Origin of the sequence: Oxalobacter aliiformigenes, assembly GCF_027116575.1 — a bacterium.
Classification (GTDB): domain Bacteria; phylum Pseudomonadota; class Gammaproteobacteria; order Burkholderiales; family Burkholderiaceae_D; genus Oxalobacter; species Oxalobacter aliiformigenes.
Genome location: NZ_CP098252.1, coordinates 1,510,126 through 1,523,128, shown reverse-complemented (window position 1 = coordinate 1,523,128; position 13,003 = coordinate 1,510,126). Strand labels below are relative to the sequence as shown.

At 50.5% G+C, this 13,003-nt stretch carries 14 protein-coding genes; 4 read left to right on the top strand and 10 right to left on the bottom strand.

Features of this window, described 5'->3' with window-relative positions:
* Positions 1-422 precede the first annotated feature (422 nt).
* The 6 genes from NB647_RS07070 to NB647_RS07045 all read right to left on the bottom strand — a co-directional run bounded on the left by NB647_RS07070 (position 423) and on the right by NB647_RS07045 (position 6,123).
* Positions 423-1,523, bottom strand: coding sequence for an alpha/beta hydrolase (locus tag NB647_RS07070; protein ID WP_416143420.1), 1,101 nt, complete (start codon positions 1,521-1,523; stop codon positions 423-425).
* Positions 1,524-1,562: 39 nt separating this feature from the next.
* Complete coding sequence (locus NB647_RS07065; RefSeq protein ID WP_269282634.1) at positions 1,563-2,561, bottom strand: aldo/keto reductase; 999 nt, start codon at positions 2,559-2,561, stop codon at positions 1,563-1,565.
* 93 nt (positions 2,562-2,654) lie between these two features.
* Positions 2,655-3,299 (bottom strand): sugar O-acetyltransferase, encoded by a 645-nt coding sequence (locus NB647_RS07060; RefSeq protein ID WP_269282633.1) that lies wholly within the window; start codon positions 3,297-3,299, stop codon positions 2,655-2,657.
* 101 nt (positions 3,300-3,400) lie between these two features.
* Entirely contained in the window at positions 3,401-3,931 is a 531-nt protein-coding gene (locus NB647_RS07055; protein WP_269282632.1) for an NAD(P)H-dependent oxidoreductase, read from the bottom strand.
* Positions 3,932-4,059: 128 nt separating this feature from the next.
* Complete coding sequence (locus NB647_RS07050) at positions 4,060-5,040, bottom strand: aldo/keto reductase (protein ID WP_269282631.1); 981 nt, start codon at positions 5,038-5,040, stop codon at positions 4,060-4,062.
* Between the two features lie 438 nt (positions 5,041-5,478).
* Positions 5,479-6,123 carry an HAD family hydrolase gene (locus NB647_RS07045; RefSeq protein ID WP_269282630.1) on the bottom strand — a complete coding sequence of 215 codons (645 nt, stop codon included), beginning with the start codon at positions 6,121-6,123 and terminating at the stop codon, positions 5,479-5,481.
* Between the two features lie 597 nt (positions 6,124-6,720).
* On the opposite strand from NB647_RS07045, the gene NB647_RS07040 reads away from it, so the two are divergent.
* Entirely contained in the window at positions 6,721-7,257 is a 537-nt protein-coding gene (locus NB647_RS07040) for a hypothetical protein (RefSeq protein WP_269265836.1), read from the top strand.
* Between the two features lie 157 nt (positions 7,258-7,414).
* Here the strand turns inward: NB647_RS07040 and NB647_RS07035 are convergent, their stop codons facing one another.
* Complete coding sequence (locus NB647_RS07035) at positions 7,415-8,119, bottom strand: phosphoribosylaminoimidazolesuccinocarboxamide synthase (RefSeq protein ID WP_269282629.1); 705 nt, start codon at positions 8,117-8,119, stop codon at positions 7,415-7,417.
* A gap of 384 nt (positions 8,120-8,503) precedes the next feature.
* Here NB647_RS07035 and NB647_RS07030 point away from each other — a divergent pair, with 384 nt between their 5' ends.
* Together NB647_RS07030 and NB647_RS07025 are read left to right on the top strand one after the other, a co-directional pair.
* Positions 8,504-9,085 carry a flavin reductase family protein gene (locus NB647_RS07030; protein WP_269282628.1) on the top strand — a complete coding sequence of 194 codons (582 nt, stop codon included), beginning with the start codon at positions 8,504-8,506 and terminating at the stop codon, positions 9,083-9,085.
* A 249-nt stretch (positions 9,086-9,334) separates the two neighbouring features.
* Positions 9,335-9,523: a hypothetical protein gene (locus NB647_RS07025; protein ID WP_269282627.1), complete on the top strand. Its 189-nt coding sequence runs from the start codon at positions 9,335-9,337 to the stop codon at positions 9,521-9,523.
* Between the two features lie 229 nt (positions 9,524-9,752).
* On the opposite strand, the gene NB647_RS07020 is transcribed toward NB647_RS07025, so the two are convergent.
* Positions 9,753-10,049 (bottom strand): AzlD family protein, encoded by a 297-nt coding sequence (locus tag NB647_RS07020; RefSeq protein WP_269281454.1) that lies wholly within the window; start codon positions 10,047-10,049, stop codon positions 9,753-9,755.
* Positions 10,046-10,756: an AzlC family ABC transporter permease gene (locus tag NB647_RS07015; protein WP_269282626.1), complete on the bottom strand. Its 711-nt coding sequence runs from the start codon at positions 10,754-10,756 to the stop codon at positions 10,046-10,048. The genes NB647_RS07020 and NB647_RS07015 overlap by 4 nt, the downstream gene beginning before the upstream one ends.
* Positions 10,757-10,887: 131 nt before the next feature.
* Between NB647_RS07015 and NB647_RS07010 the strand changes: the two genes are divergently transcribed.
* Positions 10,888-11,355, top strand: coding sequence for an Lrp/AsnC family transcriptional regulator (locus NB647_RS07010; RefSeq protein ID WP_416143419.1), 468 nt, complete (start codon positions 10,888-10,890; stop codon positions 11,353-11,355).
* Positions 11,356-11,622: 267 nt separating this feature from the next.
* Here the strand turns inward: NB647_RS07010 and NB647_RS07005 are convergent, their stop codons facing one another.
* Positions 11,623-12,843 (bottom strand): histidine-type phosphatase, encoded by a 1,221-nt coding sequence (locus tag NB647_RS07005; RefSeq protein WP_269282625.1) that lies wholly within the window; start codon positions 12,841-12,843, stop codon positions 11,623-11,625.
* Positions 12,844-13,003 lie beyond the last annotated feature (160 nt).

The following is a 13,003-nucleotide window of genomic DNA, read 5'->3' as shown; positions in this document are numbered from 1 at the left end:
GCCGGGTTCCCGTCCGGAATAGATGGAATTTTCATGATGCCAGTTAGATATTTCTTTTTTTATTATTGTAATAGGTGATGTTTCTCATGTAATTTCTAGTGAATATCCGTTTCCGGTTTTCACCGGTCTTGATATGGGGGAGAGAATACCGGATAGCCGGAAAGCCATCAGGAAACGCATGGAGTGGAGCGGACACAGGGAAAGAGAGACAAACGTCGGGAAGGAAATCCGGGAGGTAATCCGTTCATATTCATGAAAAAACGCAGCCTCTTGCAGGCTGCGTTTTTTCATTCGTTCGGGACATGCAAACGAAGGTGGAAATTATTATAAATTCAATTTATTCAATAAGTTAATTGTTGAATATAAACCTTTTTATCATGTTTTGTCCGGAAAAATCCGGACTTTTGCATGAAAATTTTCTCTTATTTGAGCGATGTCCTGAAAAATGTTTCCAGTTTGTCGAACGGAATGATATCGGTACGGTCGTACAGGTCCGTATGGTTTGCTCCGGGAATGATCATCAGTTCCTTGTTGTTGCCTTTCAGCTTTTTGAACGTGTCTTCGCTGAAATAGCGGGAATGGGCCTTTTCTCCATGAATGAGAAGTACGGGGCTGCGGATTTCGTCGATGTAAGTCAGAATAGGCATGTTCATGAAAGAAAGCGAAGATGTCCTGTTCCATCCGTTGTTGGAATTGAGTGAACGCTTGTGATAGCCGCGAGGGGTCTTGTAGTAGGCATAATAATCCTTCACGAACTGAGGCGCATCGTCAGGTAAGGTATCCGGTACTCCGCCCGCGAGAGCATAAGTACCGTTTCGGGCATCGGCCGTTCTCTGTTCGTTGAGCTGTTTGCGGAGCTCGTAGCGCTTTTCTGCATCGATCGAATCGAAATAACCCCTGGCGGTTACCCGGCTCATGTCATACATGGTGGAAGCTACAGTTGCCCTGATGCGGGGATCGTTGGCCGCGGCGTTGAGGGCAAATCCGCCCCAGCCGCAAATGCCGATAATTCCGATCCGTTCAGGATCGACATCATCGCGCAGGGAAAGGAAATCCACAGCGGCACTGAAATCTTCCGTATTGATATCGGGAGATGCGACGAAACGCGGTTCGCCGCCGCTTTCACCCGTATAGGATGGATCGAAGGCAATCGTCAGAAAACCGCGTTCCGCCATGGTTTGTGCATACAGGCCGGACACCTGTTCCTTGACAGCCCCGAAAGGGCCGCTGATGGCGATCGCCGGCAACTTGCCGTTTGCATTCTTCGGGACATAGAGATCGGCGGCAAGTGTGATGCCGTAACGGTTCGTGAATGTCACCTTGCTGTGGTTGACCCGGTCACTTTTCTGGAATGTTTTGTCCCATTCGCTTGTCAGATTGCTTGTCTGCATGGATATCTCCCTGTTGGTCTGCAATTTACCGTGTGTTTCAGGCAGGTTTTGCGATGAAACACTTGTACCTGAAGCCAGTGTCGCAATGCCTAAAATGGCCACGATGGATTTGAGTGGACTGATTTTGTACATACGAATTTCCTTTTGGCAATACGGATGTCTTTTGCCGGCTCAGATACCGGTCCCCTTTTCGATATTTTCCGGAAAACGATCACCGTAAATTTCGATTTCCGCCAGAGAATCGCCGATGATACGCAAATCATCAGCAGACAGTTTTATATCGACGGATGCCACGTTTTCTTTCAGCCGGTGAAGTTTCGTCGTCCCCGGAATCGGAACGATCCAGGGTTTTTGCGCCAGCAGCCATGCCAGTGCGATTTGCGCCGGCGTTACATTTTTTTCTTCTGCCATCGTTTGCAGCTTCTCCACGAAACGCTGGTTCGCTTTCAGGGCTTCCGGCGAAAACCGCGGGAAAAACTGCCGGAAATCGAATCCTTCATTGAATGTGGAATTCGCCTTGAGCGCACCGGTCAGAAAACCTTGTCCCAGAGGACTGAATGGAACGAAACCGATACCGAGTTCTTCGAGCAAAGGCAGGATTTCTTCCTCGGGTTTTCTGTACCATAATGAATATTCGCTTTGCAGGGCTGTGACAGGACAGACTGCATGGGCACGGCGGATGGTACTGGCACCTGCCTCGGACAGGCCGAAATGACGGACTTTGCCTTCGGCGATCAGATCGCCGACCGTTGCGGCGACCTCCTCGATGGGAACATCCGGATCGACCCGGTGCTGGTAGAACAGATCGATCGTATCCACATTCAGTCTTTTGAGCGATGCTTCTGCGACTTCCCGGATATGTTCCGGCCGGCTGTCCAAGGCTGTCCATGCTCCACCATTTGACGGATCGGGTCTGAAACCGAATTTGGTGGCGATGACAACCTTGTCCTTTATGGGAGAAAGGGCTTTCCCGAGCAGTTCCTCATTGGTGAAAGGGCCATATACTTCCGCCGTATCGAAAAAATTGACACCCATATCAACGGCTTCATGGATCAGCCGGATCATGTCGTTCACGTCGGCGGCCGGCCCGTAGCCAAAGCTCATTCCCATACAACCCAGACCCAGTGCCGATACCTCGAGACCGCTTTTTCCCAGTTCACGTTTTTCCATGGTTTTCCTCCGTTTTCTGTATCACGTGTCCAGTATAAAAATGTGGAGAAATGTTCTGAAGATACATTTCTTTTGCATTCTTGCCCGATTCTCTCATTTACAGGTGGACGGATAGTCTGAATCGTCAGACAGAATCTTTTCCGGAACCGGAACCATGCGTTCCTGTGCATCAGGTTCGATGGTTTTCACGATCCGGGCCGGAACACCGGCAACGACGGTATTTGAAGGAACATCCCTTGTCACTACCGCACCGGCGGCAATGACGGCATTGTCGCCGACCGTCACTCCCTGAAGAACCGTCGCATGGGCGCCGATCCAGACTTTTTTGCCGATAACGATCGGTGCAGGGATGACATGGGCACGTCTGTCAGGTGAAAGATCGTGATTCAAGGTCGCCAGTACCACATGATGGCCGATCAGGGCGCCGTCACCGATGGTGATTCCACCCTGATCCTGAAAACAGCAGCCGGAATTGATGAAAACGTTTTTGCCGAGGTGGATATTTCTCCCGAAATCGGTATAAAACGGAGGAAACATGGAAAAGGATGGATCGACTTTTTCCCCGGTCAGTTGCGACATCAGCTGGCAGAGTTCTTCCGGGGTATGGTATGAACGGTTGATTTCCGATGTGATGCGCATGGTTTCGTGACAGATTTTTACCATGAAATCATATATTTCGGAAGCTGGAACGATGGGAAGTCTCTTTTCGACGTGATTGAAGAAATCGTTTATATCCATTTTCTGTACCTTTCGGCGGAGTTTGACGGGTGTCCGGTTTTTTACTGTCGCAAACCGTATCCGTTTATGTTCGGGGGCGGGCAGAAGGGAATTTTTTGTTTTTACCGGCGGTTTTCCAGACAGCAGGCGAATTTTTCACAGAATTCATTCAGCGCCTTGTCGTCTGTGCCGGCTGCATTGTAGAGAACCAGAGGTTCGAGATATTTCATTCCGACGTAAAGGGCGCTTGCTTTCATCGGGGTGAGAACGTCATTTATCGTACTGCGAACGGATCCTTCTGCCGAATAGGCATGTTCACCGGCTCCGGCAGATGTCACGACCAGCATTTCCTTGTTTCGGAGCGCGTTTCCTCCGGGGCCGAATGCCCAGCCATAAGCCCAGACTTCGTTCAGATAGGCTTTCAGCATCGGTGTCAGGTTGAACCAGTGAAGCGGAAAAAGATAAACGATCCGGTCCGCATTTTCACAGGCGTTCTGTTCTTCACGGATATCGAATCCGTCCATATGACTGCCATACAAGGTTTCGAGATTCCTGACAGTCACGTTTTTCGCGTTCACGGCGGTCTGTTGAAGTGCCTTGATGACCCGTGACTGGCCAGGGTAGGGGTGGGATGCGATTACCAGTGTTTTCATGACGGTTTTCTCTTGTTTTGTCTGATGTAATGAAGCCGTTGTCCGGCAGTGACGGCAAAACCTGCCGTTGATAAACTGACAGACGTGGCATGATGGTTCGGTTCGGGATGTTCCGCTACTTGCATGGGTTACCATGCATATGCCTCAGGCGCTTCTTCTCCGGGACCCGGCCAGATCCGGTCGAGACTGGCAAGTGTTTCCTGTGAAAGTCCGAGATCGAGCGCTTTCAGGCTAGCGGAGAGTTGTTCTGTCGTCCGGGGGCCGATAACCGGAGCCGTCACGTCCGGATTGTGAAGCAGCCAGGCCAGTGCCACATCTCCGGGCCGCTCACCCAGATCACGGCACAGTTTTTCGTAGGCTTCGAGTTGTCCGGCATGATTTCTGAGCCGTTCGGCAAGAGAGTCGCGCCGCCCGCCTTGCACACTGGCGAGCGCACCACCCAGCAGACCACCATCCAGAGGGCTATAGGGCAGAAGCCCGAGTCCGTAGTGACGGCAAGCCGGGATGACTTCCAGTTCGATCGAACGGTTGTTCAGGTTATAGATGCTCTGTTCGGAAACCAGTCCGAGGAAGTGGCGCTGTTTCGCCGATTCCTGTGCCGACGCGATATGCCATCCGGCGAAATTGCAACTACCGGCATACAGAATCTTTCCTTGCCGGACGAGCTGTTCCATGGCTTGCCAAAATTCTTCCCATGGGGTGTGCCGGTCGATATGATGAGCCTGATACAGGTCGATATGATCTGTTTTCAGACGGCGCAGGCTGTCTTCACACGCTTTGCGGATATGGTAGGCGGAAAGACGTCTATCGTTCGGGCCATAATCCATCGGTTGATAGACTTTTGTGGCAAGAACGATTTTGTTCCTGTTCCCGCTTTTTTCAAGCCAGCGACCGATGATTTCTTCCGAGATTCCGTATCCTTTCGGGATATCCGGTGTCTGGGGACCGCCATAGACATCGGCCGTATCGAATAGATTGATTCCCGCTTCGACGGCTCTGTCCATTATGGCATGGCTGGCCGCTTCATCGGTAACATGACCGAAATTCATCGTACCCAGTGCAAGCCGACTGACGACAAGACCGGTACGTCCCAGATGGGTATATCGCATACTTTTCCCTCCTGTTTTATTATCCGGTGAGTATTCTTGCATGACAGACATATGAATCGAATATACAGAATTGCCCGTTTCTTGCCCGATTCTCTCGAATAAAAAACATTTCTTGCGTTATATCCGTCCCGCTATTGACGGAAAGAAATCGACTGCCAGTTATTCCAGCGGTTTCTCGTAAACGAGGGAAGGGGAGGAAAGATCGGGGTTATGGCAAATACCCGTACAGGTACCGATTACATCGCCAGAATCTGTGCGGTGTACAGGTTCAGTTATCCTCATATATCGGATTTTCGTTGTGGATGCTTCGGCGGTCCGGAGAGAAGTACTGCTGGTGAAAGCCGGTAGGGTTTCATTTTTATTTTCATGCGGAAATAACCAGAAAGCGAGAGCAGGGTATATCGGTCATGGCAAAGAATGCAAAAGAAATGACTGGAGTTATTTCTGGTTTAAGCGAATTCCGAGTGTCTGCAATTCACGACGCAGGTTGACAGGAGTAGTGAAACGGATTGCTTTGAAACCTTCTTTTGCTGCCGCTTCCGTATTGTAAGGTTGATCGTCGACAAAGACAGTGCGGGAAGGAGCCAGGCAGTAACGCTGGATCAGTAAATGAAAAACAGCGGGATCTGGCTTGGCCAGTTTTTCCTGACCGGATACCAGAATCCCATCGAACCATTCGAGAAACGCAAAACGTTTTTCTGCAATGGGAAAGGTTTCGGCGGACCAATTCGTCAGTGCCAATAATCTCAGACCTGTCGATTTCAGTTCTTCCAGTATGTTTACGGTTCCTTCAATAGGTCCTTTCAGCATTTCATCCCAGCGTTCACGATATGCCCTGATGTTGGCTTCCTGATCCGGAAAACGTGTGATAGCTTCGGCAATCGCATCTTGCCATGGGCGACCACGATCCTGTTGCAAGTTCCATTCGGAATGGCAAACTTCAGCTAGGAAAGTTTCCATGCCATTCTCATCATCTCCAAAGATTTTCCTGTAAAGATGTCTGGGATTCCAGTCAATCAGTACACCCCCCAGATCGAAAACCACAGTATTGATGGAAGAATTGGTCTTGACAGTTTTTTTCATATTTCATTCGAATGTCGAAATTATTCGAAAAATATATCAAAGTTTCCAATATTGAAGAAGATTTTTCTTCAGTAATTTTACATAATACAAATTATGCGAAATTTTATGGAGCATCTTTAGGCTGACTGACACAGCGTCAAGACTGTATTTTCACCAGCTTCATAACAACAAATTCTGCCTTGATGACCATGATGCGTGAGCCGCCTATGTGGATGATGCAAAATCAGGTGGCTATGATGGTCTTGTAATAGTTTCGGAACAATCAAGCTCCTGTTTTTTCCTGCCATTTTGCTATCTGTATTTACAGGATTCAGGATAAATGTGCAGTTTTATTGCGCGGATACATGGACGATGCAATCAGATAAAACTGGATACGGCTAAATCGGTCTTCCTTATCCGGCTACCATTACGATGGATGGACAGTGCTTGCTGTTTCGTTTAATTTTTACAACAATTTGTTTTCAAAAAATTGCTTATCGTCATTTTTATAAAATTGCAAGTCATTTATATTAGTATTTATCGAAGGATATATTAAGAAAAACTGAACTTTCCGTGTTGTCAACTATTGTCTTATGAGGAGTGATCAAAGTGGAAGCGATGCTTGTTTTTCTGGCCTTTTCTGTTTTCATTTTCGGCGGAATGATTATGGTTCAGTTGTATGTCCTTTATAAAAAACGCAAGGAGATTGATGCGACGAGGCATCGACTGGAAGATTTGCTGGTTCGTGACTGCAGTAACGCGATTTCCAGGTATCGCATGAGTTTTATGCGTGTGCCGAAGAACAATGTGGGTTATCTGACCCGGGTGAAATTGTCCCATGAAGCCCAGATGTCCGAGTTTTATCTGGCGTTCGGCAACAGTGGCGCCGATGTGCTCGGGTATGCGAAATTTTCCCGCAAGGAAGGCCGGGGACACAAGTCGACGTTTGTCCTGAGTGAAATTTTGCCGGCTGACGCACCTGTGCCCTGCCCGGTCCTTTCACTGGATAATGAACTTTATACGCTGGATGAGGCGGTCAGCACGCATGAGACGATCGATGCAAAGCTGGATCAGTTGATCCATATCCGCTCATCCTTGTCATTTATGCAATTCGAGGTTCCACGTGACGATGTTAATGAGGTACAGCCCTTGTAAGGAAAGTTTCTGGCGGATCAACGCCGGTTTCCACAGGCCGGATGATGATTTCATCCGGCTTTTTGTTTGCAGGCCGCTGTTTTGTAACAGTATGCATACACAAAAACCGGCAAGTCCGTCAGGATTTGCCGGTTTTTCCCCGTGAAATCAGCCGGTTTCAGGCACGGAAGCAGTCGGACAATGCCGAACCCGCGATCTTGTTTTCACCGCTCATATCATAGGCACGGCAACCGTTCGCGCTGACTTCGTCGATCAGCATGAGTTTGCCGGTTTCGGCATCCTTGCCCCATTCGATCTTGATGTCCCAGAGATCGAGTCCTTTCTGTTTGAACAGATCGTGGATCAGTGCCATGGCTTTCGCGTTCAGTGCGACCAGTTCGTCCAGGGTTTCGCGGGACATCATGCCCAGTGCCACGATGGAATCCGGAACGATCAGAGGATCGCCGCCGGCATCGTCCTTGATGGTGATTTCATAAACCGGAGAGGAAAAGACCATACCGTCTTTCGCACCCGGTACAGTTTTGTAGCGGCGAATGAAACTGCCGGTACCCCTCCAGCGGCAAACCCATTCCAGACCGGGTTTGAACGTGACGGCCTTGCGTACGACCATGGAAAGGTTGTCCAGATCGTAAGACACCATATGGGTCGGGATACCGTTGGCGGCCAGATAGCTGAAAATGGTGGTGGTCATCGACAGGCAGGCAAAACCCTGACCGGTCGCCAGCGAGTCCGATACATTGTTTCCGCCCGGATCCACTTCACCCTGATCGTTCAGGGTAACCCGGTCGGTGAATTTCAGTTCAAGCGTGTAGTCGCCGTGGCTGTATACGTCTTTCGTCTTTCCGCGTTGCAGAAGTGCCATTCGTTCTTTCCTTTTTTGATGTGATTGTTTTGTTGTGCATCAATTGCGCCAATGCGGCATTTTAAGCTGAAACCTTCTGTTTGGAAAACGGTTTTTGGGTTGTAACTGGTTTACACAGGGGGCGGTGCCAGTACAAAGTCATTATCGAGCAAAATACAGGGCCTGCATGGCACAGTTATTACCGTATTTCGTGGAGGACTGTCCGGATTTGCCAATAAGATAAATGACATGAAGAATACATGTCCGTGTCATACGACAATGCTATCATGTGGCCTAAGACACGGACATGGGTTGCCCACTGAACGGATGTTCTCCGGAGGAGCCGTGCCGCTTTACCCTTCCCTGTCGCTTCGCTTGTTCAACGACTATAGAAAGGAATGATAAATGAGTGAATTCCGCCCTGTTCCCCTTGAATACGCTACCCGATTGATCAATCATGGTCCCACGATTATGGTGACCAGTCGCAGCAAGGATGGCAGGCAGCGCAATGTGATGACGGCTGCCTGGTCGACTCTGGTCGAATTCGATCCTCCCCGTCTGGTTGTCGTGATCAACAAGGAGGCCTATACCCGGACTCTTCTTGAAGAGAGCGGTGTTTTTGCAGTATGTGTGCCGGCCGCGTCGTTCATCGATCAGGTGTATGCGGTCGGCAGCGTTTCCGGTCGGGGAATGGACAAGTTTTCCCGTTTCAATATCAGGACGGTACAGAGTACCGGGCTGGATATTCCGGTGATCGAGGAAGGTTGCGTCGCCTGGCTGGAATGCCGGTTGCTGCCGGAACCGGGGCCGCAGGAACGGTATGATACCTGTTTCGGCGAGGTGGTTTCCGCTGCGGCCGATCAGAGGATATTCCGGGATGGCCTGTGGAATTTCACCGATCAAAACAGGGAATTGCATACCATTCATCATTTGGGTGGAGGCAATTTTGTCCTGAGTGGTGAAATGATTCATGCCCGGCAGATCTAGACGGCGTACCGAAGATGATGGCGGCAGGTTGCGGTTCGCTCCTGCCGTTTTTTTCATACGTTGATCCGCTTTATGCCGGTTAATGTACTGTTTCCAGTTGGACTGACCGGTATCATGGCCCGTGTTCCGTTGTCGTGGATAATGCCGGCAGGAATCTTGCGGCAAGCCAATCTGTTAAAGAACGGTTCGCCAGTCGTCCATTTTGCGAGGATGACTTCAGCTTTTGCCCCGAAACGTGTGAGTGTATATATGAGAGTGACAGTACTTTTCCGGATGTGTGCCTTGCTGTTTCTGGCTGCCTGTCGGTCTCCGTTGCCGGATATCTCTGCAGGCCCGTTTGTTTCCGGTTCGTCTTCTGTCCGTCAGAATCCGGATTATTCGGGATGCTATGAAGTTCAGCGTCAGGTCGCGGCGGGGATATCCGGGAAGTCTGTCTGAATGAGGGCAATCGTTATGTCATCACACTGGCCAATGGTATGGATGTCGCGGGCTGTTTTTCATGGAATGCCGCAGACAATATGATTGTGCTGGAAAGACAGGGAAAACCGGCCTGGTTTTTTGCGGTCGGGGAGAATGTTCTTCAAAAAAAGGCTGGCGACAGCCAACGGAACTGGCTTTTCCGGAAGTTTCGTCAATAAATAGACCGGTATGTGTGTAACCGGATGGATCACATCAGGTGACGCAGCAGAAATGCCGAGGCGATTCCGGCCAAAACGGTCGGCAGGAAGGAAAAACGGGTTGAGAATATCAGGGTAATGGCCAACGCGATCAGGTCGGCGGGCCTGTCGGACGCAAAATAAGGTGCGATAACAGTGATCAGTACACAACCCGGTGCCGCTTCCATAACAGCCCGGGTCCGTGATCCCAGTGTCCGGTTGTGCAGTACCAGATATCCCATGATCCGGGTCAGCCAGGTGACGCATCCCATCAGCAAGAATGTGATGATGTCGGCCGGTTCGATCATGTCCTGCCTGCCGTGAAAAATGCGAAAAGCAGTCCGGCCGCGGCTCCGGCAGGAACGTACCAGGCACCGGGAACCGTCAGATAAACGGCAATGGCGACGATCAGGCTGACAAGCCAGGGACGGGCCGCGGCAAAACCCCGCCACATGCCACGCAACAGAACGAAAAACACGGCCGGAAATGCCATGTCGAATCCCCAGTTCCTGACGTCGCCGATAACAGGTCCGATAATGCCGCCGATGGTGGTAAAGACTACCCAGGTTGTGTAAAGCGTCAGGGCGGCACCCATGTAGAACGGGAGGGAAAATCCCCGGATATTCCCGTCGGGTTTACGGGATACGGCATCGTTCAGGCCAAGTGCCCAGCTTTCGTCACACATGAAAAACAGGGCGGCCAATACCTTTTTGCGGGGAAGATGGCTGAGATATGGCGACAGTACCGCACCCATCAGCAGGTGCCGGCTGTTGATCAGAAACGTGATGAGCACGATCACGAAAATATGTGGCGGCGATGTCCATAGTTCCACAGCGGCGAATTCGGAACCTCCCCCGAAATTGATACCGGTCATCAGGGGAACCTCCAGTACGGAAAATCCTTTCTGGGTGGCCTGGGCTCCCAGAACCAGTCCGAACGGAATGAATCCAAGCATGACAGGCAGAGCCGTTTTTATGCCTCTGATGAATTCTCCTGTCTGTCCGGGTTTGTCCATGCGGGTGTTTTTCAGTGCGTTATACTGTTGTTTATTTTATAGCGAACGAATTGGAATTTGATGTCTAATATCGCTGTATATATTCCATTTTTGAAATTTTTGCGAAAATACTTTTCTATTTGTGAAATTTTATGCCAATCGAGATGGATCATACCGATCGGCGGATTCTGGAATGTCTTCAGAAAGACGGCCGTTTGCAGAATGTCGATCTTGCACGGAAAGTCGGGCTTTCCCCTTCCCCCTGTTTGAGGCGGGTCCGGCAGCTTGAGGAATCCGGGGTGATCGAGCGTTATGTCGCGCTGGTCAACCCGGTCAAGGCCGGTATGGGGCTCACGCTGTATGTACGGGTCTGGCTGACCGGACAGGATACCGGTACGGTCGATCATTTCATTTCCGAGATCAATGCCCTGCCCCAGGTCGTCGAATGTTACCTGATGGCCGGCGATTGTGATTTTCTGCTGAGAATCGTGACTTCCGGTCTGGATGAATACCGGAACTTCCAGATACGGCATCTTACCCGTATTCGGGGTGTGCAAAGTATCAAGACCGAGATTTCCCTGCAACAAATCAAGCGGACGATGGAATTGCCGCTTCGTTGAATGGTTTCCTGAGCTGTTTTTTGTCTTGTTCCGGGAAAATCCTTTCCCGGAAACGGCCAGTCGCGGTCAGACTCGTTTCATGGATACTCAATGAAATGGTTCATGGCCGATAGGGATTCAAAATTGGATCGTTACAGGATCGATTCTGTTGGTGGATTTTTCAGAAGTTGTTGCGTCCGTTTTTGCTTGACGAGAGTTACTGCGGGTTTTTTGTTGAAGCGCCGCCAGATTTTTCCCGAAAATATCTGATCCGGAGAGTCGCCCGTGTCAAAGGCCCGTGACGCGATCGACCTGTTGCGAGAAATCACTGGCACGGTAAAATGGTTTGTCGACGGGCACTTTTACCGGCATGGTTTCCGATGCCGGGACTGAATGTAATGAAGCGAATGCCGGTGCGTGGAAATAAATGCGGATTTCCCTGTTCCCTTCCGTTTTCTCCCATAGCTCGAAGCTCATGAAACTTCCCGGCGGGATGGGATTGAGCCCCTGTTCCGGTACTGTCCAGCTGATGCCGAGCAGTCCTCCGATATAGGCGATATCGGTATCGTGACCGACCAGAATGGACAGGCGGGGAGACTGTTCCGACAGGAGTGTATCCCGGATGTTTTTCACCAGATATTTGCCACCGGCCTTTGCGAGCAGAGGTGCCCTGTGTGTGGCGTCGAAGACCCTGTCATGCAACGGGACGATCTGTTTCAGAATGTTTTCATCCACTTTTCCCCATCCTGCATTTCTGTCGGGCCACTGTCCGTATTCCAGCAACATGATCTCGGCGATGCTGGAAGCGATGGGCCATTTCCCCGAAATGTCCAGTTTCGGCTTCTGCGAATCGATCCTTATACGAGTCGGCAATTCCTTGAGACTCGTGTATCTTTCTTCTTTTTCGCGCAAAAGGGACAGGTGATTGCAGCACCCAGTGATTTCCTGCAACCGGTTCAGTGCCGACTGGACACCCGGGTCCTTTTCGAGAAGATCAAGCCGGGACTGTACCTGGTCCAGCGCTTCCTGATGGTTCATTTCACGCCAGGAAGTCATGTCGGGATGGAACAGGGTGTCGTAACGTGTCCCGTACTGTGGATTGATCCGGCAGCCCGGCGCCAGTCCCTCGAAAATGGCGACGGCTGTTTCACGGGTTCGCTGGTCTTCGTCTGCGATCAGTGAATATTGCTGCGGTGCCGGGCAGGAATTTTCAGACAGCAGTCCATGTTTTTCCAGAACGGGCTTGAGCGCCGTCCATTGAGCCCTGATCAGAGCCTTGCCACGCAGGGTCAGTTCTCCGGGTTTCACTGGCCATACTGGCCAGGGCTTGCTGGCCCACTGTTTCAGGGTCGCCGGGGATTGGGTCGGTGAGCGGACGCCATGACGGCTGAAAATGACGGTGCGTATCAGACGGTCTTCTAATCCGGAGGATGGGTCGGCATAAACGAATGGTGCCGGTATCAGCATGGTAAACACGGTCAGAGCAATCAGTCGGGACAGCCGTTTCATGGAAAGCCTGTATGAAAGGGTAAATGGTGGTGAATATTCTGTCTTTCTCTGTTCGGACAAACTTTGTTTCAGGGCAAAGAGTGGTGTATTCTCCGGAATATTCCGCCAAACAGGTTCCGGGAAAATACGCTCATTGTTTCGTGCTTCATTCGTGAGTGGT

What these genes read in the sequence shown, in the direction of transcription:
- NB647_RS07070 (WP_416143420.1), bottom strand. Translation starts at nt 1,523, where the DNA reads ATGTACAAAATCAGTCCACTCAAATCCATCGTGGCCATTTTAGGCATT.
- NB647_RS07065 (WP_269282634.1), bottom strand. Translation starts at nt 2,561, where the DNA reads ATGGAAAAACGTGAACTGGGAAAAAGCGGTCTCGAGGTATCGGCACTG.
- NB647_RS07060 (WP_269282633.1), bottom strand. Translation starts at nt 3,299, where the DNA reads ATGGATATAAACGATTTCTTCAATCACGTCGAAAAGAGACTTCCCATC.
- NB647_RS07055 (WP_269282632.1), bottom strand. Translation starts at nt 3,931, where the DNA reads ATGAAAACACTGGTAATCGCATCCCACCCCTACCCTGGCCAGTCACGG.
- NB647_RS07050 (WP_269282631.1), bottom strand. Translation starts at nt 5,040, where the DNA reads ATGCGATATACCCATCTGGGACGTACCGGTCTTGTCGTCAGTCGGCTT.
- NB647_RS07045 (WP_269282630.1), bottom strand. Translation starts at nt 6,123, where the DNA reads ATGAAAAAAACTGTCAAGACCAATTCTTCCATCAATACTGTGGTTTTC.
- NB647_RS07040 (WP_269265836.1), top strand. Translation starts at nt 6,721, where the DNA reads ATGCTTGTTTTTCTGGCCTTTTCTGTTTTCATTTTCGGCGGAATGATT.
- NB647_RS07035 (WP_269282629.1), bottom strand. Translation starts at nt 8,119, where the DNA reads ATGGCACTTCTGCAACGCGGAAAGACGAAAGACGTATACAGCCACGGC.
- NB647_RS07030 (WP_269282628.1), top strand. Translation starts at nt 8,504, where the DNA reads ATGAGTGAATTCCGCCCTGTTCCCCTTGAATACGCTACCCGATTGATC.
- NB647_RS07025 (WP_269282627.1), top strand. Translation starts at nt 9,335, where the DNA reads ATGAGAGTGACAGTACTTTTCCGGATGTGTGCCTTGCTGTTTCTGGCT.
- NB647_RS07020 (WP_269281454.1), bottom strand. Translation starts at nt 10,049, where the DNA reads ATGATCGAACCGGCCGACATCATCACATTCTTGCTGATGGGATGCGTC.
- NB647_RS07015 (WP_269282626.1), bottom strand. Translation starts at nt 10,756, where the DNA reads ATGGACAAACCCGGACAGACAGGAGAATTCATCAGAGGCATAAAAACG.
- NB647_RS07010 (WP_416143419.1), top strand. Translation starts at nt 10,888, where the DNA reads ATGCCAATCGAGATGGATCATACCGATCGGCGGATTCTGGAATGTCTT.
- NB647_RS07005 (WP_269282625.1), bottom strand. Translation starts at nt 12,843, where the DNA reads ATGAAACGGCTGTCCCGACTGATTGCTCTGACCGTGTTTACCATGCTG.